The organism is Streptomyces sp. Je 1-369 (assembly GCF_026810505.1).
GTDB lineage: Bacteria > Actinomycetota > Actinomycetes > Streptomycetales > Streptomycetaceae > Streptomyces.
This window is the reverse complement of sequence record NZ_CP101750.1, coordinates 8,718,086-8,737,675: the sequence shown is the minus strand read 5'-3', so window position 1 is coordinate 8,737,675 and position 19,590 is coordinate 8,718,086. Positions and strand designations below refer to the sequence as shown.

Genomic DNA, 19,590 nt, shown 5'->3' with positions numbered 1-19,590 from the left:
GTCCCGGAGCGGCTCGGCATGCCGGAACGTGTCTCCTGTCCCAGGCTGGAGGGGCTGATACCGGCACCGATCCGCCTCCGGGACGAGGGAGCAGAGCGCCATGGGGACCGATGTGTTCCATTCGCAAGTGCCGCTGCGGGTGAACGGCAGGGCCCACCGCCCGGTCGTCGATCACCGTGCGACGCTGCTGGACGTCCTGCGGGAGCAGCTGGATCTGACCGGCGCCAAGAAGGGCTGTGACCACGGCCAGTGCGGTGCCTGCACCGTCCTGGTGGACGGGCGCCGGGCCAACAGCTGTCTGCTGCTGGCGGTCGCCGTCGAGGGATGTGACATCACCACGGTCGAGGGGCTGCACGCCGCCGACGGCCACCCGCCGCATCCCCTGCAGCGGGCGTTCGTGGAGCGTGATGCCTTCCAGTGCGGGTACTGCACGCCGGGGCAGCTGTGTTCGGCCCTGGGCGTCCTGGCCGAGGCCCGGGCCGGCCATGCCTCGCACGTGACGGATCCGAAGGCGGAGGGCGGTGAGCCGGTGCGGCTGAGCCGGGAGGAGATCCAGGAGCGGCTGAGCGGCAACCTGTGCCGGTGCGGCGCCTATCCGCGCATCGTCGAGGCCGTCCAGGACCTGGCGGCCGCCGAGGACGCCGCGGGGGGTGGGGTGCGGTGAAGTCCTTCAGGTATGTGCGCGCCCACAGCGTGGAGGAGGCCACCGCGGCGCACGCCGGCCGGGCCACCTCCCGCTACCTGGGCGGCGGGACCAACCTCGTGGACCTGATGAAGCTGGGCGTGGAGCGGCCCGAGACGCTGATCGACGTCAGCCGGCTGCCGCTGGACGACGTGGCGGAGCTGGCCGACGGCTCCCTGCGGGTGGGGGCGACGGTGCGCAACAGCGACCTGGCCTCCCATCCGCTCGTCCGCGCCCGCCACCCCGTGCTGTCCCAGGCGCTGCTCGCCGGTGCCTCGGGCCAGCTGCGCAACATGGCCACCACCGGCGGCAACCTGCTCCAGCGCACCCGCTGCCCCTATTTCCAGGACCCGGCCAAGCCGTGCAACAAGCGCGAGCCGGGCTCGGGCTGCGGTGCGCGCGAGGGCGTCCACCGCGACCACGCGGTGCTGGGGCACTCCGCGCAGTGCATCGCCACCCACCCCTCCGACATGGCCGTCGCGCTGGCCGCGCTGGACGCGCAGGTCGAACTGCAGGGGGTGCGCGGGACGCGCACGGTGCCGGCCGCCGGCTTCCACCGGCTGCCGGGCGACCGGCCGCAGAGCGACACCGAGCTCGCCCACGGCGAGCTCATCACCGCCGTGCTGCTCCCGCCGCCGGCACCGGGCACCGTCTCCGCGTACCGCAAGGCGCGCGACCGTGCCTCCTACGCCTTCGCGCTGGCCTCGGTGGCGGTGGTCCTCGACGTGCGGGAGGGGGCCGTGCACGAGGTGCGGATCGCTTTTGGCGGGCTGGCCCACCGGCCCTGGCGGGCCCGGCGCGCCGAGGAGGCGCTGCGGGGTGCCGCGCCCGGCGGCGAGGCGTTCGAGCGGGCGCTGGATGCCGAGCTGGCGGCGGCCGAGCCGTTGCGCGACAACGCCTTCAAGGTGCCGCTGGCCCGCAACCTGGCCTGCGACGTCCTGCGCCGCCTGACCCGCCAGGATCCGGGCCAGGGCCAGGGCCAGGGCCAGGACGGGGGCGCCGGGCCCTGATCCGGCCGGCCGCCGTCTGTCTTTCGTACGTCCGTATCCGCTTGCAGGGAGAAACACCATGCCGCAGACCGCCGACGCGCTGGGGGCCGGCCTCGAGCGCCGGGAGGGCACCGACAAGGTGCTCGGCAGCGCCCGTTACGCCGCCGAGCACACCCCTGAGGGCTGCGCGTACGCGTGGCCGGTCGCGGCCACCGTGGCGCGCGGGCAGGTGCGGGCGGTGGACGAGGGGGCGGCGCTGGCGCTGCCCGGTGTGGTGGCGGTGCTGCACCACCGCAACGCGCCGCGTCTGGCCGAGCCGGACGACGCCACCCTGGCCGTGCTGCAGGACGCCCGCGTCCCGCATTACGGCTGGTACGTGGCGCTGGTGGTCGCCGACACCCTGGAGGCGGCCCGCGAGGGCGCAGCCGCCGTACAGGTCACCTACGCCGCCGAGCCGCACGAGGTGACCCTGCGGGCCGGGCACCCCGACGCCTACGTGCCCGAGGACTCCGACGGGACCTCGGGCGAGCACGTGCGCGGCGAGGCGGAGGCGGCGTTCGCGGCCGCGCCGGTGCGGGTGGACACCGGCTACCGGGTGCCGCCGCTGCACAACCACCCCATGGAGCCGCACGCGGCCACCGCCCACTGGCAGGAGGGGCACTTGAGCGTGTACGACTCCAGCCAGGGCGCCACCACCGTGCGCGATGTGCTGGCCGGCCTGTTCGGGCTGCGCAAGGAGCAGGTGACGGTCGTCTCCGAGCATGTGGGCGGCGGGTTCGGCTCCAAGGGGACGCCGCGCCCGCACGTGGTGCTGGCCGCCATGGCCGCCCGCGCCACGGGCCGGCCGGTCAAACTCGTGCTGCCGCGGCGGCAGTTGCCCTCCGTGGTGGGGCACCGTGCGCCGACCCTGCACCGGGTGCGGCTGGGTGCGGGCACGGACGGCACGCTCACCTCGGTGATCCACGAGGTGACCGCGCACACCTCCCGCGTCAAGGAGTTCATGGAGACCGGGGCGGCCGCCACCCGCGTCATGTATCCCTCGCCGCACGCGCGCACCACGCACCGGGCGGTGCCGCTGGATGTGCCGAGCCCCTCCTGGATGCGGGCCCCGGGCGAGGCGCCGGGCATGTACGCGCTGGAGTCGGCGATGGACGAGCTCGCCCAGGCGCTGGGCATCGACCCCGTCGAGCTGCGGCTGCGCAACGACACCGGGCACGAGCCGGACAGCGGCAAGCCCTTCAGCAGCCGGCATCTGGCCGAGTGCCTGCGCGAGGGGGCGCGGCGCTTTGGCTGGGCCGGGCGCGATCCGCGCCCGCGCACCCGCCGGGAAGGGCCGTGGCTGGTGGGCAGCGGGATGGCGGCGGCCACCTATCCGGTCGTGGTGGGGCCGTCCCGGGCGGGCGTGCAGGCCTGCCCGGACGGCACGTTCGTGGTGCGGATCAACGCCACCGACATCGGGACGGGGGCGCGCACCGTGCTCGCGCAGGTCGCCGCGGACGCGCTGGGCGTGCCGGTGGAGCGGGTGCGCACCGAGATCGGCAGCAGTGATCTGCCCGCGGCGCCGCTGGCCGGCGGCTCCTCGGGCACGGCCTCCTGGGGCTGGGCGGTGCACGAGGCGTGTACGGCGCTGGCCGGGCGCCTGGCCGAGCAGCAGGGCCGGCAGCTGCCGCCGGAGGGGGTCAGTGCCACGGCCGACACGGCGGGGCGGGCCGATGCGGACAGCGACTACGCGCGGCACGCGTTCGGTGCGCACTTCGCCGAGGTCGCGGTGGACACGGTCTCCGGTGAGGTCCGGGTGCGCCGGCTGCTCGGCGTCTACGCCGCCGGGCGCATCCTCAACTCCCGTACCGCCCGCTCGCAGTTCGTCGGCGCGATGACGATGGGGCTGGGGATGGCGCTGATGGAGGGCAGCACGGTGGATGCCGCCTTCGGGGACTTCACCGAGTGCGATCTGGCCTCCTATCACGTGCCGGCGCATGCGGATGTGCCGGACATCGAGGCGCACTGGATCGAGGAGGACGATCCGCATCTCAACCCGATGGGCAGCAAGGGCATCGGCGAGATCGGGATCGTGGGAACGGCCGCGGCGATCGGCAACGCGGTGCACCACGCGACGGGGGTACGGCTGCGGGAACTCCCGCTGACCCCGGACCGGGTGCTGGCCGGCGCCCTGTAGGCGCCGGCGGCTCAGGGGGCGGTGCGGGCGCGGCTTTCGCGGGTCCAGGACAGGATCTCGGGCGCGGTCCAGGTGCTCACCACGCGTTCGGCGGGCACCTTGCACTCCTCGGCGCGCGCGCAGCCGATGATCTGCCAGTCGAGCTGGCCGGGTGCGTGGGCGTCGGTGTCGACGGCGAACAGCGTGCCGGCCCGGACCGCCTGGCGCAGCAGGCGGCGGGGCGGGTCGAGGCGTTCGGGGCGGCTGTTGATCTCCACGGCGGTGCGGGCGGCCGCGCACGCGGCGAAGACCGCTTCCGCGTCGAACTGCGACTCGGGCCGGCCGCGGCCGGTGACCAGGCGGCCGGTGCAGTGTCCGAGCACGTCGGCGCGGGGGTTGCTGACCGCGGTGATGAGGCGGCGTGTCATCGCGGCGGCGTCCATGCGCAGTTTGGAGTGCACGGAGATCACCACGACGTCCAGGCGGTCCAGCAGGTCGGGTTCCTGGTCCAGGGAGCCGTCGTCGAGGATGTCGCACTCGATGCCGGTCAGCAGCCGGAAGGGCGCCCACTGCTCGTTGAGGGCGGCCACCACCTCCAGCTGGTCGCGCAGCCGTTGGGGTGACAGGCCGCGGGCCACCGTCAGGCGGGGCGAGTGGTCGGTGAGTACGGCCCATTCGTGGCCGATCTCGCGGGCGGCGCGGCCCATCGCCTCGATGGGGCTGCCGCCGTCGGACCAGTCGGAGTGCAGATGGCAGTCGCCGCGCAGCAGGGCCCGCAGCCCGCTGCCGGCGCCCTCGGCCAGCGGGGCGCGGGCCTCTTCCTCCAGGCGTTGCAGGTAGCCGGGCATGGTGCCGGCCAGCGCCTCGCGGATCACGGCGGCGGTCTTGGGCCCGATGCCCTTGAGGGATTCCAGGGAGCCGTCCCCGGCGCGGCGCGCCAGCTCGGGGCCGGAGAGGTTTGCGCTCACCTCGGCGGCGGTGCGAAAGGCCCGCACGCGGTAGGTGGGGGCGCGGCCCCGCTCCAGGAGGAAGGCGATGCGTTCCAGTGCCTCCACGGGCTCCATGACACCTCCGGCCGGGCGTGCGTGCGGGGTTCCAGCCTGGCGCAGGCGGCGGGCCGGGGCACGGCGGGCGGCGCGCTGTGGGTGGTCAATGGGGCGGTGGTCGGTTCGGGCGGTGGGCGGCGCGGCCGCCGGCGCCCAGCGGGCCGGTCTGGGCGATGGGCTCCCCCGGCGGGCGGCGGTGGAAGCGGGCCCGGGCCAGGCGGGTGACCAGGGGCGGCAGCAGGCCGCGGCCGGCCTGGGCCAGCCGGGTCCAGGCCGGGATGTAGACGGCGGTGCGGCGCGCTTCGACGGCGTCGGCCAGGCGGGCGGCCACCGGGGCGAGGGGGCGGATGCGGCGGGCGCAGGGCGGCAGCAGGGCGCGCGGTTCGCGCAGCGCGGCGTAGGTGTCCACCTCGTCCAGCATGCCGGTGTCCAGCCAGTTGAGGTAGGCGATGCCCACCGCGACGCCGCGGTGGGCGGTTTCGGCGCGCAGCGCGTGGGTGAAGGCCTCCACGCCGGCCTTGGAGGCGCAGTAGGCGCTCAGCATCGGCACGGCGCCCAGGGCGGCCAGGGAGGCGATCTGCAGGTGGTAGCCGCGGGTGTGCAGCAGGTCGGGCAGGAAGGTTTGGGCGGTCAGGGCGCTGCCGGTCAGGTTCACCTCGATCACCCGGCGCCAGGCGTGCGGGTCGGCGCTTTGCAGGGGGCCGGCCTGGGCGATGCCGGCATTGGCGATGACGACGGAGGGCGGTCCCAGGCGTTCGCGCACCGTGCGGGCGGCGGTGTGCAGGGCGGCGGGGTCGGTGACGTCGACGGGCAGGGCCAGGGCGGGGGCGGGCAGGGCGGCCGCCACCTGTTCCAGCGCGTCCTGCTCCAGGCCCAGCAGAGCGAGGCGGGCGTCGCGGTGCGCCAGCTCCCGTGCGAGTGCGGCGCCCAGGCCGCGGGCGGCGCCGGTCACCACGACGGTGCGGTGGTGCAGGGGGCCGGGGCGCGTGCGGTGCGTGCGCGGGCTCTTCACGGGCGGGGCGGGGTGCCGGTGCGGTCGCGGCGGGTGAGGTGGCGTTGAGTGCGGGTCAGCGGGAGCGGGAGGCGGCGGCGCAGGGCGGCGCGGGCCGCGTTGGCGCCGGGGGCGCCGTGGACGCCGCCGCCGGGGTGGGCGGCGGCCGAGGCCAGGTAGAGGCCCGGCAGGGGGGTTTCGGGGCGCCCGGTGCCCGGCAGGGGGCGGAAGAACAGCTGCTGGTGCAGGGAGGTGGTGCCGCCGTTGAGGGCGCCGGCGTGCAGGTTGCGGTCCAGGGCCTGCAAGGTGGGCGGGGCCAGGATGCGGCGGGCCCGGATCAGGGTGCGAAAGCCCGGGGCGAAGCGTTCGACCTGCTGCTCGATCCGGTCGGCCATCCGCTCCTGCTCCGCGGCCCGCCAGGCGCCGGAGATGTGGTCGTGGCCGGCGTCGGCGCGGATGTCCTGGGGGACGTGGGTGTAGGCCCAGGCGGACTCGGTGCCGGCCGGTGAGCGGGTGGCGTCCGCGGTCGTCATCTGGCCGAAGAGCAGGAAGGGCCGGTCGGGGACCTGGCGCATGGCGAGCTGGGCGGCGAAGCGGGTGAGTTCGTCGACGCCGTCGGCCAGGTGCACGGTGCCCGCGCCGGCCGCCTCCTTGGCCTGCCAGGGCACCGGCCCCTCCAGCGCCCAGTCGACCTTGAAGGTGGCGAAGTCCCACTGGAAGCGGCGCAGGTCCGCAAGGAGCTGGTCGGGCAGGTGCTGGGGGGCGATGAGGCCGCCGTACAGGGCGGGCAGCGACACATCGGCCAGGACGGCGCGCGTGGCGGGCACCGTCTCGCCGTCGGCGGTGCGCACGGCGACCGCGCGCCCGCCGCGCACGATGATCTGCTGGGCGCGGCGGCCGCAGTGCACGGCCGCGCCGCGCGCCTGGAGGCGCCGGGTCAGGGCGGCGGTCAGGGCGCCGGCGCCGCCCACCGGGACGGGGAAGCCGTAGCTCTGGCCGAGCATCGCCATGAGCCAGCCGAAGCCGCCGCTGCCGGCCGCCTCGGGGGCCAGGTCGGCGTGCAGGGCGTTGCCGGCCAGCAGGAGCCGGCCGCCCTCGCCGGTGAACTCCTCCTCGCCCAGGCGGCGCACCGGCAGCAGCAGGGTGCGGGCCATGCGCAGCGCGCCGGCCGTCTTGAGCCGGTAGGCCAGCTTGGCGGTGGCCCGTAGCGGCGGGAAGGGGGTGAACAGGGCGTCCAGCAGGGCGGGGCGGACGTCGTCCCACATCGCGTGCAGGCGCTCCCAGGCCGCGCCGTCGCCCGGCGCGAAGGCGTCCAGGGAGGCGGCGGTGGCCTGCGGGCTGCGGTCCAGGACGGCGCAGCGGCCGTCGCTGAGGGGGTGGGCCACCACGTGCGGGGCGTGGCTCCAGCGCAGGCCGTGTTCGTGCAGGCGCAGCCGCTGCAGGACCGGCGAGGCGGCCGCCAGCGGGTAGAAGGAGCTGCACAGGTCGTTGACGAAGTCGGGGTGTACGCCCCGGTCGTGGCGGACCGCGCCGCCGGGTTCGGGCTGTTCCTCCAGGACGGTGACGCTCCAGCCGGCGTCGGCCAGGAGGTTGGCGGCGACCAGCCCGTTGGGGCCGGCCCCGATGACCACGGCGTCAGGCATGGCCCGCTCCGCCGGCGGGGCGGGCCGCTTCGTTCTCGCACACCCGGGCCAGGCGGGCCAGCATCGCACGGTGGCGGACCTGGACGAGCGCTTCGACCAGGGTGTTGTGCAGGGCGCCTGCCGCGCCGCGCAGCGGATGTTCGTCGACGGTGACCAGGCAGTGCTCGCCCCAGGGCCGCACCTCAAGGGCGATCCGGGCGGTGCCCAGAGGGCCGGCCTTGGCCTCCAGCTCCAGGATGGTGCCCTCCTGGCAGCGGCGTACGACGGTTTCGTTGGTGGCCCGCAGCGGGCCCAGCCGTACCTCGTACTCCAGGGCCGCGCCGACCTGCGGCCAGTGGCCGCGCACCGGCTGGGAGGAGGCGGTGCCCACCACCCATTGGGCGTAGCGGCTGCCGTCGGCCAGCACGCTCCACACCGTCGCCGGGCTCACTGTGATCAGTCGATGACGCCGTGCCATCTGTTGCCTCCCTGACTCGCCGTCATCGCCGGGTGCCCCGATCAGCCGTCCTCAACATCGTGCGGGACACGCGTCGTCTTCGCGCCCCGGGGCAGATGTGCGGGCATGCGGTGGCGGGGTGCGGCGTGTCGCGGCCGGGGCCGTGGCGGGTGAGACTTTCCAGGGCCGCCGGGTGCGGCGCCCGCCCCTCTGGGGGGCTCTTCTTCAAGGAGGCGGCAGCGCACGTGAGCGACGGCAAGGACTCCTCCCCCCGGCGGCTGGTCCTGGTGACCGGGGCCACCGGCTACATCGGGGGCCGGCTGGTGCCCGAACTCCTTGCGTCGGGCTACCGGGTGCGGTGTCTGGCCCGCTCGCCCGAGAAGCTGCGCGACCATCCCTGGGCCGGCCAGGTGGAGGTGGTGCGCGGCGATGTGCGCGACGCGCGTTCGCTGGCCGGCGCGTTCGAGGGGGTGCAGGTGGCGTACTACCTGGTGCACGCGCTGAGCACCGGGGCCGGCTTCGAGGACACCGACCGGCGCTCGGCCCGCGTCTTCGCCGAGCAGGCCGCGGCGGCCGGGGTGGGGCGCATCGTGTATCTGGGCGGGCTGACCCCGGCCGGGGTCAGCGCGCGGGAGCTGTCGCCGCATCTGCGCTCGCGGGCCGAGGTGGGCCGCATCTTCCTGGACGGCCCGGTGCCCGCCGCGGTGCTGCGGGCGGCGGTCATCATCGGGTCGGGCTCGGCGTCCTTTGAGATGCTGCGCTACCTCACCGAGCGCCTGCCGGTCATGGTCACCCCCAGCTGGGTGCGCACCCGCATCCAGCCCATCGCGGTCCGCGACGTGCTGCGCTACCTGGTGGCCTGCGCCGAGCTGCCCGCCGAGGTCAGCCGGGGCTTCGACATCGGCGGCCCGGACGTGATGACCTACCGCGACATGATGCGCACCTACGCCCAGGTGGCGGGCCTGCGTCACCGGCTGATCGTGCCGGTGCCGCTGCTGACCCCCACCCTCTCCAGCCACTGGGTCGGCCTGATCACGCCCGTGCCGCGCGGCATCGCCCGGCCGCTGGCGGAGTCGCTGCGCCACGAAGTGATCTGCCAGGAACACGACATCGCCGACTGGGTCCCCGACGGCCCCGGCCGCCCGCTGCCCTTCACCAAGGCGCTGCGGCTGGCCCTGCAACGCATCCAGGAGGCGCAGGTCAGCACCCGCTGGTCCTCGGCGTCGGTGCCCGGCGCGCCCAGCGACCCGCTGCCCACCGACCCCGACTGGGCCGGCGGCAGCCTCTACACCGACCACCGCACCCTGGTCGTGGACGCCTCGCCGGCGGCACTGTGGCGGGTCATCGAGGGCATCGGCGGCGACAACGGCTGGTACTCCTTCCCGCTGGCCTGGGCGGTACGGGGCTGGCTGGACCGGCTGGCGGGCGGGGTGGGCCTGCGCCGGGGGCGCCGCGACGCGCACCGGCTGCGGGTGGGCGACTCCCTGGATTTCTGGCGGGTGGAGGAGATCGAGCCGGGCCGGCTGCTGCGGCTGCGCGCCGAGATGCGGCTGCCCGGCCTGGCCTGGCTGGAGATGCGGGTGGAGGAGGACACCTCGGGCCGCACCCGCTACCGCCAGCGCGCCCTGTTCCACCCGCGCGGCCTGGCCGGGCACGCCTACTGGTGGGCGGTGGCGCCCTTCCACGCGGTGGTCTTCGGCGGCATGGCCCGCAACATCGCCGAGGCGGCGGGCAAGGAACCCGAACGCCCCTGACCGCTCAGGGGTGCGGCCCCGGCCAGGCGGTTGCGGCCCCGGTCAGAGACCGGCGCAGGTCTCGGTCAGGGCCTGGTCCAGGATGCTCGGGCCCTGGGCGAGCCCGTCGCGGGCGGCGGTCAGCGGCGGCGCGAGGCGCAGGAGGCGGCGGCTGTCGTGCAGCGCGGCGAAGCAGCCGGGCGGCGGTTCGAGGATGCCGCCGGAGCTGAGGATCGGCTCGGCCGGGTGGTCAGCGGCGCTTGTGCGACTTCAGGTACCAGGCGGCGGCGACGGCGAGGACGACGAGGACAAGAAGGATCTTCATGGTCCCCGGTTGTCCCCGATCGGGCGGGACATGCCTGCCGCGCCCCACCCGGCCCCGGCCGGGGGGTGCGTTTTGCCGGTCGGAGGCCAGGGCACCCGGTGGCCGCGGCCGCGCCGGATGCCGCCGGTGCGCCCAGGAGTGCCGGCCCGGCGCTCCGGTGGTGAGGTGCCCGCGTCTTGCGGAAGGTGGGAGAGGCGCCCCCCCCCGGGGCCCGGAGCGCCCGCGCCCGGCCCTACGCCCCCGCAAGAAAGGCAGCCCCCATGACGGACACTCCCGGCCGGCAGGGCCCGCAGGATCCCACCACCAAGGGGCCGCGCCCCGACTTTCCCCAGCAGGACCAGGAGGTGCCGGGGTGGACCGGGCCGATGGACCCGCCGCCCGATCACGGGGAGGACTCCTACCGCGGCTCCGGGCTGCTGCGCGACCGCATCGTGCTGATCACCGGGGGCGATTCGGGGATCGGGCGGGCGGTGGCCATCGCGATGGCCCGCGAGCAGGCCGACGTCGTCTTCACCCATCTGCCCTCCGAGGCCGGTGAGGCACAGGAGACCGCCCGCTGGGTCGAGGAGGCCGGGCGCCGGGCCGTCCCGGTGCCCTGCGACATCCGCGAGGAGGAACAGTGCCGGCGGCTCGTGGAGCGCGCGGTCACCGAGTTCGGGCGGATCGACGTCCTGGTCAACAACGCCGCCTACCAGATGTCGCGGCCCAAGGGCATCACGGACATCCCCACCGAGCAGTTCGACCGGGTGGTGCGCACCAACCTGTACGGCATGTTCTGGCTGTGCAAGATGGCGGTGCCGCACATGCCGCGCGGCGCCTCGATCATCAACACCACCTCGGTGCAGGCCTACAAGCCCAGTCCGCACCTGCTGGACTACGCCATGACCAAGGGCGCCATCGTCACGTTCACCCAGGGGCTCGCGCAGATGCTGGTCGAGGACGGGATCCGCGTCAACGCGGTGGCGCCCGGGCCGGTGTGGACGCCGCTGATCCCCGCGACGCTGCCCGACACCACGGAGTTCGGCAAGCAGGCGCCGCTGGGCCGGCCCGCGCAGCCCGCGGAGATGGCCCCGGCCTATGTCTTCCTCGCCTCGGAGCACGCCGGTTTCCTCACCGCCGAGATCATGAACGCCACCGGCGGCACGCCCCTGCCCTGACCACCTGACCATCCTGAACACCCTGACCACGAAAGGACAGCACCATGCAGCAGCACAGCCACCCCGAGCCGGCGCAGACCGCGGCCCAGGAGGTCCTGGAGGAGGTCGAGGACGCCGAGGAGCGGCCCGTGCCCGACGAGGAGCGCGAGCACACCAAGGACGGCGAGGCCGGCGACACCCTCACGCCCAGCCCCGCCGCCCAGGAGGACATCCACGAGGACATCCACGAGAACGAGAACGGGGGCTGAGCGGGGCGTTCAGCGGTGCGCGGGCCGGGGTTCCCGGCCCGGCGGATGCCACTCGATCAGCAAGATGGTGGCGTCGTCGCGCAGCCGGTCGGTCTGCGCGTCCAGCACGGAGTGGATGAGCCGGCGCAGCGTCTCGGCGGCGACCTCGCCGCCGGTGGAGGCGCGGATGACGGAGTCGGCGAACCGTTCGAGCCCGAATTCGGTGCCGTCGGCCAGCCGCGCCTCGGTCATGCCGTCGGTGTAGAGCAGCACGCGGTCGCCGGGTTCCAGGGTCGTCTCATGGACCTGGCGGTCGGTGCTGCGCAGGAAGGCGGAGAAGCCCATGGGCGGGTCGGCCTCGCGTTCCAGGGCGCCCTCCACCAGCTGGTTGTCGCGGATGAGCAGGGGCGGCGGGTGCCCGCAGTTGCTCCAGCGCAGCACCCCGCTGGCCAGATCCAGGCGCATCAGGACGCCGGTGCAGAACTGGTCGGGCAGCCACAGGCCGATGGCCGCGTCCACGGCCTCCAGGAGTTCGGGCAGCTCCGCCCCGGTGCGCCGGCCGTTGCGGCAGGCGGCCAGGGCGACGGCGGTGGTCAGGCCGGAGAGCAGGTTGTGGCCCATCGCGTCGACGATCGTGGCGTGCAGGGCCGTTGGGGTGAGGCAGTGGTCGAAGGCGTCGCCGCCGATCTCGTAGGCGGGTTCCAGCACGGCGGTGGAGACCACATGGGTGTTGCCGATGGTGCGCGGCGGCAGGAAGGCGCGGAGCATCTCGGCGGGCAGCTGCATGGGCTCGGAGCGGGTGCGCTGGACGACGTTGTCCTTGTAGGCGCGCTTGGAGGTGATCATCATCGCGAGGAGGGCGGCCAGGGCGCGGCCGCGGCGCAGCAGCGCGGGGTCCAGGAAGGGGGTGTGGACGGCGAGCACGCCCAGGCGTTCGGCGCCGTCCAGCAGGGGCAGCCAGGCGGTCATGCCGCCGGCGGGCGACTCCTGTACGCGCAGGGCCAGGGTGCGGTAGGCCCAGCCGGCCAGGGAGTTGTCCACGTCGGCGGCGGCCGCGTCGTCGTTGAGGGGGATCAGGCGGCGCTGCTGGAGGTCGGCGAGGTAGACCACGGCCTGGGGCACGCCCAGCGCGGTGGCGCACCGGGCGACCGCGGTGGCCAGGTCCAGTACGGCGTTGTCCGGGTCGGCAAGGAACTCCTCGAGTCCGCTGGGCGGCTCCGATGCCGGCACGTCCTCTCCCTTCGCCCCGGGGCTGCGCGACACGGCCGGGGTGGTGACACAGGCTCCTCCGAGCAGTCTCACACCGCACCGGCGTGCCTGCCCGGCCGCCGTGTCGCCGATCGGCTGCGGGTGGTCCACGGTGATCAGTACGAGTTGTCCCGCCCTGCGCGGGTACCTGCAACCCCAGCTCCGGAACGAGCCGGCCCGGACCGGCCCGCCGCTTCCGGGGCCCAGCGGCCGAAAGGAGACATCGTGAGCGCGCAGATACCGCCCTCCCCCGGTGCGGACGGCGAGACGCCCGTGCCCAGGGACCCGCCCGACCAGCAGGCCGACGGCGGCCAGGACCCCTGGGAGGCGGCGCAGGAGGCGGCCGAAACCGGCGGCGGGGCTGCCGGGGACGGGGGCGACGACGACGTGCCCGAGACCGACGAGGCCGGCACCGGCCGGCGCGGCAGCGGCGGGCAGACGGGCGCTCCCAGTGAGGATCCGGTGCCGCAGGAGCCCTCCGGGTGAGGGCGCGGCCCGACGAGATGAGCAAGGCGAGGGAAAGGGATTGACGGTGAGTGGTGCGGGAGAAGAGCCGGCGCAGGTCACGGTGGAACTGAGCGGGGCGGCCAAGGACGCCGGGAGCGTCTTCGACGTCCTGACGGCGGTCTACGCCTCGGACCGGGACGGCGGGCCCACGGCGTCGGAGGCGAGCGGGCCCACGGTGTGGAGCGGTGTCTTCGACACCGCCCGTCCGGCGGGCGGCGGGCCGGGCGGCACGCCCACGCTGCAGGGTCCGGTGACCGCCGGCGTGCAGGGCGGCTATGTGGCGGTCGACCAGGTCGTCACGGTCCTCTCGGCGGCCTTCACCGTCACCGAGGAGGGCTCCGCCTCGGGCGATCAGGAAAAGGACGTGTCGCTGCGGCTGGAGAGCCGCTGAGCCGCGCACCCGCCCGGGCGCGCCCGCAGCAGGCCCCGGCCCCGCACGCCCCGTCCCGGGTTCCCGTGCGGGGCCGGGGTGTGCGGGGCCGGGGTGTGCGGTGCCGGGGCCATGACTCCGGTCCGGGCGCTCAGGCCCGGTGGTCGCCGGGGATGCGCTCCAGCAGGCCGCGCAGGTCGTCGGCGTGCTCCTCCTCCTGGGCCAGCAGGTCCTCGAAGACGCGGCGGGTGGTGGGGTCGCCCTCCCCCAGCCACTGGGCGATCTCGGTGTAGGCGGCGACGGCGACACGTTCGGCCACCAGGTCCTCCTTGATCATTTCGATCAGGTCGGTGCTGTCGTCGTACTCCGCGTGGGAGCGGGAGGTGAGCGTGTCGGGGTTGAAGTCCGGCTCGCCGCCCAGCTGGACGATGCGCTGGGCCAGTTTGTCGGCGTGCTCCTGCTCCTCCTGGGCGTGTTCGAGGAACTCGGCGGCCACCGGCTCGGAGTACAGGCCCGAGACCGTGTAGTAGTGCCGCTTGTAGCGCAGGGTGCAGACGATCTCGGTGGCGAGGGCCTCGTTGAGTACGAGGAGTACGCGCTGCAGGTCCGCGCCGTAGGCGTCGGTGACCGGGCCCTTCTCGATCTGGTGGCGGGCCCGCTCGCGGATGGTCTTGATGTCGGTCAGGAACTCGGCCATGGCTGCTGCTCTCTGCTGGGTGGTCGGGGCGTGGTCGGGCAGCGGGCGGACCGTCCGGTGTCCCGCCACCCCCTGACCGTACCCATATGTCCGCATTCATCCCCTGGTGGCCGGGGTCCGGTGTCGGGGCGGCGGCGATCTCCTCGGGGGCGCCCCGGGCGCGACGACGCCCGCAGAACGCGGGCGCGGGCACGGCCGGGTCGGTGCCGCGCTGCCGCCGGTGACCGGCACGGCACGGCAGGGGGCACGGCACGGGGCACGGGTGGCCTCTCCGGGCGTGCCTTTGCAGCCCCGTCTGCGCCCCGACGCCCGGCACGCACTCCCCCAAGCTCTCGGCCCGCGCTCGGACAGGGGGACCCCCATGGCGCACCCGCCGACCGCCGCCGCACCCGCGCTCCGCGCGCACGACGGGGGCTCGAAGTCAGGCTCCTACGGTGTCGGGGTACTCTGCGCCGGGCCGACGGGCCCGGCACGAACAGGGGCGGCCGGTGTGCGCGTTGGGCCGCGCGCACGGCCTTGGGGGAAGGCGGAGAGGACCATGCGGGGCCTGGACCAGGGCATACCGGCGGGGGGCGGGTGCGCCGCCGGAGTGCGCGGCGGGTGCGCGTGCGGCGCGCCGCGCCGCCGTGAACACCCCCCGGCGGCAGCGGAGCGCCGTGCCGGCCGCCGTGCGGCAAGATCCAGGCCGTCATTGTCGGGGGTTCTCGGCGGGCACGGCCAGGAGCGGTTTCTTCCTGTGCACGGATTTCCGGAAATACCCGTGCCGCGCACGGCGGTTGACGCGGGCGCCAGGGGCGGGAGGGCCGGCCGTGGACAATAAGTCCGCCCTGCGGCAGCTGCTGCGCTGGAAGCGGAGCCGGCTGGAGCCGGCCGCGGTGGGCCTGCGCCCGCGCACCGGCCGCGGCCGCCGCGCCCCGGGGCTCTCCCAGGCGCAGGTCGCCCAGCTCCTGTATGTCTCCGAGCGCACCTACGCCCAGCTGGAGCGGGGTGAAATGCCCTCCCCCGCCGCCGACTTCCTCGACCGGGTCTCCGATGTGCTGCACCTGGAGGAGGGCGAGCGCACCGCGCTGTACGCGTATGCGCTGGGGCACGAGCCGCCGAGGCCGCAGGACCCGCTGGCCGGGCAGGACATCCATGGCGCCTGGCACCAGGCGGTGGCCAGTGTGACCCGGCCCTGCTACGTCAATGACGTCGCCTGGAACGTCCTGGCCTGCAACGAGGCGTTCACCGCCATGTTCCCGCGCGCCCCGGGGGACCGGCCCGCGCTGCCGGAGCGCAACTTGATGCGCTACATGCTGCTGCGGGAGACCGCGCGCGAGCACCACTTGCGGGACTGGGAGCGGCAGTGGGCGCGGCCGCTGGCCGCGCAGCTGCGCAAGGCCGTGGCGCTGTATCCGGGCAACAGTGATCTGCGGGAGCTGGACAAGGAGGTGGAGGCCGACCCAGTGGCCGGCCCGATCTACCGCTCGGACCCGGTGACCTACGTCCAGCCCAGCGGGGCGACCCGGCCGGTGCGTTTTCCCTGGCCCGGTCCCGCGGGCCCGCCGGCGGGCGCCGAGCGGTGCTGTGCGCACCATCTGCCCTCCCGGGCCGGGCAGGTGACCATGTGTGCCGCGGTGCCGCTGGGCTCGCCCGGTGCCCGCTTCTTCATCCTGGTCTTCGAGCCCGCACCGGCCTGAACAGGCCACGTGTGGGGCGGGGGTTCACGGGGTGGCGGTCAGGAAGTCCCGTACCCCGCGGGAGACGGCGTCGTCGCCCAGCAGGTCGTTGTGGGCCAGACAGCCGGCTCCCGCGTTGGCCGCCCCGGTCAGCGGGACGCTGGCGTCGGGGTTGATGACCTCGTCGCAGGAGGAGGCCCAGGTCGCGTACGCCACCGGGCCGGGGGTCTCATCGCCCTGGGCGAGCCGGTCGGTGACGTAGGAGCCGGGGGTCATGTCGCGGCAGGCCTGCGACCACAGGGCGCACGCCCAGGCGGTGGTGGTGCCGTGGTTGGGGCCGCCCAGGGAGACCCAGTGGGCGACGGCGGGCGCGCCGCCGCCGAACTTCACATACCAGCGCGTGACCAGGCTGCCGAAGGAGTGGGCGACCAGGTCCACGCGGTCGGCGCCGGTGCGGGCGCGTATCTGGGCGACGTGGGCGGCCAGTTGGCCGGCGAGGTCCTCGTTGACCGAGCGGCTGGTGTCGTAGCCGAAGGAGTACAGGTCGTCCTCGCCGTAGCCGGCGGCTCGGAAGTCCTCGCGCATCGCGCCCCATACGCCGGGGTCGGCGTTGTAGCCGTGCACGAAGACCACGGGCCGGGGGGCGGCCGCGGGCGCCGGGGCCGCGGCGGCGGGGGCCGCCGGCACGATCACGGCGAGCACGCACAGCCAGCCGAGCAGCAGGCGCGCGGCGCGTCGGGCACGCTGGTCCATCGGCACGGGCATCTCCTCACCGCAGGCGGGACACGACACGGCCCCGCACCGCGCCCGCACCGCGCGGACGCACCGGTGAAGTGTGCGGGCGAGCCCGCCGGATGAGAAGAGCCGGGCCCGCACTCACCCGGCCCCGGGCCCGGCTGCTCACCCGGCCCCGGGGGCGTCCTCGGTCTCGGTCAGTGCGTGTCCGCAGTGGGCGCAGAAGCGGTCCTCGCGGGTGGCGGTCAGGTGGCCGCACTCGGGGCAGAGCCGGTCGAGGAGGCAGGCCGGTTCCCCCGCGCCGGTGTCGGCGGGGGCCGGGCGGCGGTGGGCGGTGGTGTAGGTCAGGCCCTGGTCGCCCGCGCGCAGGGCGTGCGCGGTGCGGGCGGGCAGCCAGGCCAGCGCGCCGGGGGCGAGCGGGAAGGCGGCACCGTCCAGGCGCAGTTCGCCCTCGCCGGCCAGCACGGTGAGCAGGAGCCCGTGTCCGGCCCCGGCGTCCTGGCCCAGGTCGGTGCCGGGGGCCAGCCGCACCACGGCGGCGTCCAGATCGCGCCCCCGGCCGCGCAGCGACCACACCAGGTGGACCGGTCCGCGCCCGGGGGCGCGGGTCTGGTGCGGGCCGAGCAGGACCGGGCCCCGCGCGTCACCGGGCTCGCTCACGGGCATCGTGCCGTCCTTTCACCTGCGCTCGGGCCGCTGCGCGGCGGGTCATGCGCAGTGTGCGGCAGCCGGGCGCCGCCGCGCGAGGCCCAAGGGGCTGAAAGCGGGGCGGACCAGGACCATGCGGATCCGAGCGAATCTCAAGGAGCGGCTGGTGAACTACCGCTGGCACCGCACGGCTTGACGCGGCCGCGCTCTTTGTCACCCCGTGCGGCCGGCCCCGCGGTTGCCCCGCTTTTCACTCACGTATTCACGTACTTAGGAGGGCACCATGGTTACCCGACGCCGTCTGCTCGGCACCGGACTCGCCGCCGCGGGCGTAGGGCTCACCGGGGCGTCGTTCACCCCCCTGCTCGGCGTGGACCGCGCCAAGGCCAGCCCGGCCGCGGCCACCTCGGCCATACCCGAGCTGTTCACCGTGCCCATGCCGCAGATGCCGGTACTCAGACCCACCTTCCGCACCACGACCACCGACTACTACGACGTCACCACGCGCCGGGTCCGCAGGGAGATCCTGCCGGGCATCCAGACCGATCTGATCACCTACGACGGGAACTTCCCCGGCGCGACCATCAAGGCGCGCTCGGGACGCACCGTCATCGTGCGCCAGCACAACGAGCTGGACGTGGCCACCTCCTCGCACCTGCACGGCGCCTCGGTCACCCAGGCCAACGACGGCGACCCGATGGACACCCTGGCCCCGGGCGGGTCGCGGGCCTACACCTATCCCAACAAGCAGCCGCACGCCTCGCTGTGGTACCACGACCACGCCCACCACATGGAGTCGGAGAACGTCTACCGCGGGCTGCACGGCAGCTACCTGCTGACCGACACCACCGAGGACCAGCTGCCGCTGCCCAAGGGCGAGTACGACGTGGTGATCGCCATCCGCGACGCGCACTTCGACACCGCGGGTCAGCTCGTGTACGTCATGGACGACCAGCAGCGCTCCACGCTGCTGGTCAACGGCGCGCCCTACCCCTACTTCCAGGTCGCGGCCCGCAAGTACCGGCTGCGCTTCGCCAACATGTCCAACCAGCGTTTCCTGGGGCTGCGGCTGGCGGACGGCAGCGAGATCGTCCAGATCGGCTCGGACGGCGGGCTGCTGCCCAGCCCGCACACCACCAACGCGCTCACCCTCTCCCCGGGCGAGCGCATCGACGCCGTCGTCGACTTCTCCCGCTACCAGGTGGGCGACAAGGTGGTGCTGGAGAACAGCATCATCTTCGCCGGCAGCGCCGAGCAGGTCGGCCAGGTGATGCGGTTCGACGTGGTGCGCACGGCCACCGACAGCAGCTCGGTGCCGCCGGTGCTGCGCTCGCTGCCGGCGCTGCCCACGCCGACCAACGAGCGGACGATCGTGATGAAGATGGAGGAGGGCGTCGCACACCCCAAGGGGTACATGGACGGCAAGATGTACGACCCGGCGCGGGTGGATGCCAGCATCCGGTTCGGGGCCAGTGAGGTGTGGACGGTCACCAACGCCAATCCTCGGGTGCCGCACAACTTCCATATGCACCTGGTGCAGTTCCGGGTCCTGGAGCGGGGCGGCAAGCCGCCGGCGCCCGGCGAGTCGGGGCTGAAGGACACGGTGATCGTCGCGCCGGGTGAGACGGTCAAGCTGCAGGCGACCTTCGACACCTACCGGGGCTCCTACGTCTACCACTGCCACATGCTGGACCACTCGGCCATGGGCATGATGGCGACCATGAAGATCAGCTGAGGTGGCGCCGCCCGCGGCCCGTGCGGGCCGCGGGCGGCCCGCCCCCTCCCCCCCCCGGGCGCTGGGGGCGGTTCAGGTGGGCCGGTCAGGTGAACTGGCCGACCCGGTAGTGCCCGGCGGGCTGCTGGGCCATGATGTTGAGCCGGTTGAAGGCGTTGATCAGGGCGATGGTGGCCAGCAGGGCGGCCAGCTGGTCCTCGTCGTAGTGGCGGGCGGCGTTCGCCCAGGCCGCCTCGCTGACCCCGCCGGCCGCGTCGGCGACGCGGGTGCCCTGCTCGGCCAGCTCCAGGGCGGCGCGTTCGGCCTCGGTGAAGACCGTCGCCTCCCGCCAGGCGGCGACCAGGTTCAGGCGCACGGCGCTCTCCCCGGCGTGCGCGGCCTCCTTGGTGTGCATGTCGATGCAGAAGCCGCAGCCGTTGATCTGGCTGGCGCGCAGCCTGACCAGTTCCTGCGTCGACGCGGGCAGCGCGGAGTTGGCTGCCGCCTTGCCCGCCGCGGCCAGGTACTTCAAGAAGGCGGCCGAGACGGGGTTGTCGAAGAGGTTCAAGCGAGCGTCCATGGTGGGCTCCTCTGCCGTGCTGGTGCGTACACAGCTGAGACCGCACAGC

20 protein-coding genes are annotated in these 19,590 nt (G+C 74.7%); 11 read left to right on the top strand and 9 right to left on the bottom strand.

Going from position 1 to position 19,590, the window contains the following annotated elements:
- Positions 1–100 precede the first annotated feature (100 nt).
- From NOO62_RS38670 to NOO62_RS38660, 3 genes are read left to right on the top strand one after another with little or no spacing between them, the layout of a single operon-like run.
- Positions 101–664: a (2Fe-2S)-binding protein gene (locus NOO62_RS38670; protein ID WP_268768868.1), complete on the top strand. Its 564-nt coding sequence runs from the start codon at positions 101–103 to the stop codon at positions 662–664.
- Positions 661–1,692: an FAD binding domain-containing protein gene (locus NOO62_RS38665; RefSeq protein WP_268768869.1), complete on the top strand. Its 1,032-nt coding sequence runs from the start codon at positions 661–663 to the stop codon at positions 1,690–1,692. The genes NOO62_RS38670 and NOO62_RS38665 overlap by 4 nt, the downstream gene beginning before the upstream one ends.
- Positions 1,693–1,750: 58 nt before the next feature.
- Positions 1,751–3,847 carry a xanthine dehydrogenase family protein molybdopterin-binding subunit gene (locus tag NOO62_RS38660; protein ID WP_268768870.1) on the top strand — a complete coding sequence of 699 codons (2,097 nt, stop codon included), beginning with the start codon at positions 1,751–1,753 and terminating at the stop codon, positions 3,845–3,847.
- A gap of 11 nt (positions 3,848–3,858) precedes the next feature.
- Here NOO62_RS38660 and NOO62_RS38655 read toward each other — a convergent pair whose 3' ends face one another.
- From NOO62_RS38655 to NOO62_RS38640, 4 genes are all read right to left on the bottom strand, one after another.
- Positions 3,859–4,890 carry a PHP domain-containing protein gene (locus NOO62_RS38655; protein ID WP_268768871.1) on the bottom strand — a complete coding sequence of 344 codons (1,032 nt, stop codon included), beginning with the start codon at positions 4,888–4,890 and terminating at the stop codon, positions 3,859–3,861.
- Positions 4,891–4,975: 85 nt separating this feature from the next.
- Positions 4,976–5,884, bottom strand: a complete 909-nt coding sequence (locus NOO62_RS38650; protein WP_268768872.1) for a short-chain dehydrogenase/reductase — start codon at positions 5,882–5,884, stop codon at positions 4,976–4,978.
- Entirely contained in the window at positions 5,881–7,506 is a 1,626-nt protein-coding gene (locus NOO62_RS38645; RefSeq protein ID WP_268768873.1) for a phytoene desaturase family protein, read from the bottom strand. Before NOO62_RS38645 ends, NOO62_RS38650 begins: the two co-directional genes overlap by 4 nt.
- Positions 7,499–7,963, bottom strand: coding sequence for an SRPBCC family protein (locus tag NOO62_RS38640; protein ID WP_268768874.1), 465 nt, complete (start codon positions 7,961–7,963; stop codon positions 7,499–7,501). The genes NOO62_RS38645 and NOO62_RS38640 overlap by 8 nt, the downstream gene beginning before the upstream one ends.
- Before the next feature lie 224 nt (positions 7,964–8,187).
- On the opposite strand from NOO62_RS38640, the gene NOO62_RS38635 reads away from it, so the two are divergent.
- The 3 genes from NOO62_RS38635 to NOO62_RS38625 all read left to right on the top strand — a co-directional run bounded on the left by NOO62_RS38635 (position 8,188) and on the right by NOO62_RS38625 (position 11,405).
- On the top strand, positions 8,188–9,696 hold the full coding sequence (locus tag NOO62_RS38635; protein ID WP_268768875.1) for an SDR family oxidoreductase: 1,509 nt from the start codon (positions 8,188–8,190) through the stop codon (positions 9,694–9,696).
- 564 nt (positions 9,697–10,260) lie between these two features.
- Positions 10,261–11,157, top strand: a complete 897-nt coding sequence (locus tag NOO62_RS38630; RefSeq protein ID WP_268768876.1) for an SDR family oxidoreductase — start codon at positions 10,261–10,263, stop codon at positions 11,155–11,157.
- A gap of 44 nt (positions 11,158–11,201) precedes the next feature.
- Entirely contained in the window at positions 11,202–11,405 is a 204-nt protein-coding gene (locus NOO62_RS38625) for a hypothetical protein (protein ID WP_268768877.1), read from the top strand.
- Between the two features lie 9 nt (positions 11,406–11,414).
- Here NOO62_RS38625 and NOO62_RS38620 read toward each other — a convergent pair whose 3' ends face one another.
- Positions 11,415–12,614: a PP2C family protein-serine/threonine phosphatase gene (locus tag NOO62_RS38620; RefSeq protein ID WP_268768878.1), complete on the bottom strand. Its 1,200-nt coding sequence runs from the start codon at positions 12,612–12,614 to the stop codon at positions 11,415–11,417.
- Positions 12,615–12,857: 243 nt separating this feature from the next.
- Here NOO62_RS38620 and NOO62_RS38615 point away from each other — a divergent pair, with 243 nt between their 5' ends.
- Together NOO62_RS38615 and NOO62_RS38610 are read left to right on the top strand one after the other, a co-directional pair.
- Positions 12,858–13,118, top strand: coding sequence for a hypothetical protein (locus NOO62_RS38615; protein ID WP_268768879.1), 261 nt, complete (start codon positions 12,858–12,860; stop codon positions 13,116–13,118).
- A gap of 46 nt (positions 13,119–13,164) precedes the next feature.
- Positions 13,165–13,530, top strand: coding sequence for a hypothetical protein (locus tag NOO62_RS38610; RefSeq protein ID WP_268768880.1), 366 nt, complete (start codon positions 13,165–13,167; stop codon positions 13,528–13,530).
- A 130-nt stretch (positions 13,531–13,660) separates the two neighbouring features.
- Here the strand turns inward: NOO62_RS38610 and NOO62_RS38605 are convergent, their stop codons facing one another.
- The gene (locus NOO62_RS38605; RefSeq protein WP_268775411.1) at positions 13,661–14,206 is read right to left on the bottom strand and encodes a ferritin-like domain-containing protein; all 546 of its coding nucleotides are present in this window, start codon (positions 14,204–14,206) and stop codon (positions 13,661–13,663) included.
- 86 nt (positions 14,207–14,292) lie between these two features.
- On the opposite strand from NOO62_RS38605, the gene NOO62_RS38600 reads away from it, so the two are divergent.
- Together NOO62_RS38600 and NOO62_RS38595 are read left to right on the top strand one after the other, a co-directional pair.
- Positions 14,293–14,430, top strand: a complete 138-nt coding sequence (locus tag NOO62_RS38600; RefSeq protein ID WP_268768881.1) for a hypothetical protein — start codon at positions 14,293–14,295, stop codon at positions 14,428–14,430.
- A gap of 585 nt (positions 14,431–15,015) precedes the next feature.
- Complete coding sequence (locus tag NOO62_RS38595; RefSeq protein ID WP_268768882.1) at positions 15,016–15,885, top strand: helix-turn-helix domain-containing protein; 870 nt, start codon at positions 15,016–15,018, stop codon at positions 15,883–15,885.
- Between the two features lie 24 nt (positions 15,886–15,909).
- Here the strand turns inward: NOO62_RS38595 and NOO62_RS38590 are convergent, their stop codons facing one another.
- Together NOO62_RS38590 and NOO62_RS38585 are read right to left on the bottom strand one after the other, a co-directional pair.
- Positions 15,910–16,617, bottom strand: coding sequence for a lipase family alpha/beta hydrolase (locus NOO62_RS38590; protein WP_268775412.1), 708 nt, complete (start codon positions 16,615–16,617; stop codon positions 15,910–15,912).
- A 147-nt stretch (positions 16,618–16,764) separates the two neighbouring features.
- Positions 16,765–17,265 carry a cupin domain-containing protein gene (locus NOO62_RS38585; RefSeq protein WP_268768883.1) on the bottom strand — a complete coding sequence of 167 codons (501 nt, stop codon included), beginning with the start codon at positions 17,263–17,265 and terminating at the stop codon, positions 16,765–16,767.
- A gap of 265 nt (positions 17,266–17,530) precedes the next feature.
- Here NOO62_RS38585 and NOO62_RS38580 point away from each other — a divergent pair, with 265 nt between their 5' ends.
- A complete protein-coding gene (locus NOO62_RS38580; RefSeq protein WP_268768884.1) occupies positions 17,531–18,982 on the top strand; it encodes a multicopper oxidase family protein in 1,452 nt (483 codons plus the stop codon).
- 85 nt (positions 18,983–19,067) lie between these two features.
- Here NOO62_RS38580 and NOO62_RS38575 read toward each other — a convergent pair whose 3' ends face one another.
- Positions 19,068–19,541: a carboxymuconolactone decarboxylase family protein gene (locus NOO62_RS38575; protein WP_268768885.1), complete on the bottom strand. Its 474-nt coding sequence runs from the start codon at positions 19,539–19,541 to the stop codon at positions 19,068–19,070.
- Positions 19,542–19,590: the final 49 nt, after the last annotated feature.

Excerpts from the sequence above, each read along its gene's own strand:
- NOO62_RS38630 (WP_268768876.1), top strand. The coding sequence starts at position 10,261 with ATGACGGACACTCCCGGCCGGCAGGGCCCGCAGGATCCCACCACCAAG.
- NOO62_RS38590 (WP_268775412.1), bottom strand. The coding sequence starts at position 16,617 with ATGGACCAGCGTGCCCGACGCGCCGCGCGCCTGCTGCTCGGCTGGCTG.
- NOO62_RS38575 (WP_268768885.1), bottom strand. The coding sequence starts at position 19,541 with ATGGACGCTCGCTTGAACCTCTTCGACAACCCCGTCTCGGCCGCCTTC.
- NOO62_RS38640 (WP_268768874.1), bottom strand. The coding sequence starts at position 7,963 with ATGGCACGGCGTCATCGACTGATCACAGTGAGCCCGGCGACGGTGTGG.
- NOO62_RS38625 (WP_268768877.1), top strand. The coding sequence starts at position 11,202 with ATGCAGCAGCACAGCCACCCCGAGCCGGCGCAGACCGCGGCCCAGGAG.
- NOO62_RS38655 (WP_268768871.1), bottom strand. The coding sequence starts at position 4,890 with ATGGAGCCCGTGGAGGCACTGGAACGCATCGCCTTCCTCCTGGAGCGG.
- NOO62_RS38645 (WP_268768873.1), bottom strand. The coding sequence starts at position 7,506 with ATGCCTGACGCCGTGGTCATCGGGGCCGGCCCCAACGGGCTGGTCGCC.
- NOO62_RS38670 (WP_268768868.1), top strand. The coding sequence starts at position 101 with ATGGGGACCGATGTGTTCCATTCGCAAGTGCCGCTGCGGGTGAACGGC.
- NOO62_RS38580 (WP_268768884.1), top strand. The coding sequence starts at position 17,531 with ATGGTTACCCGACGCCGTCTGCTCGGCACCGGACTCGCCGCCGCGGGC.
- NOO62_RS38605 (WP_268775411.1), bottom strand. The coding sequence starts at position 14,206 with ATGGCCGAGTTCCTGACCGACATCAAGACCATCCGCGAGCGGGCCCGC.
- NOO62_RS38660 (WP_268768870.1), top strand. The coding sequence starts at position 1,751 with ATGCCGCAGACCGCCGACGCGCTGGGGGCCGGCCTCGAGCGCCGGGAG.
- NOO62_RS38585 (WP_268768883.1), bottom strand. The coding sequence starts at position 17,265 with ATGCCCGTGAGCGAGCCCGGTGACGCGCGGGGCCCGGTCCTGCTCGGC.
- NOO62_RS38600 (WP_268768881.1), top strand. The coding sequence starts at position 14,293 with ATGTCCGCATTCATCCCCTGGTGGCCGGGGTCCGGTGTCGGGGCGGCG.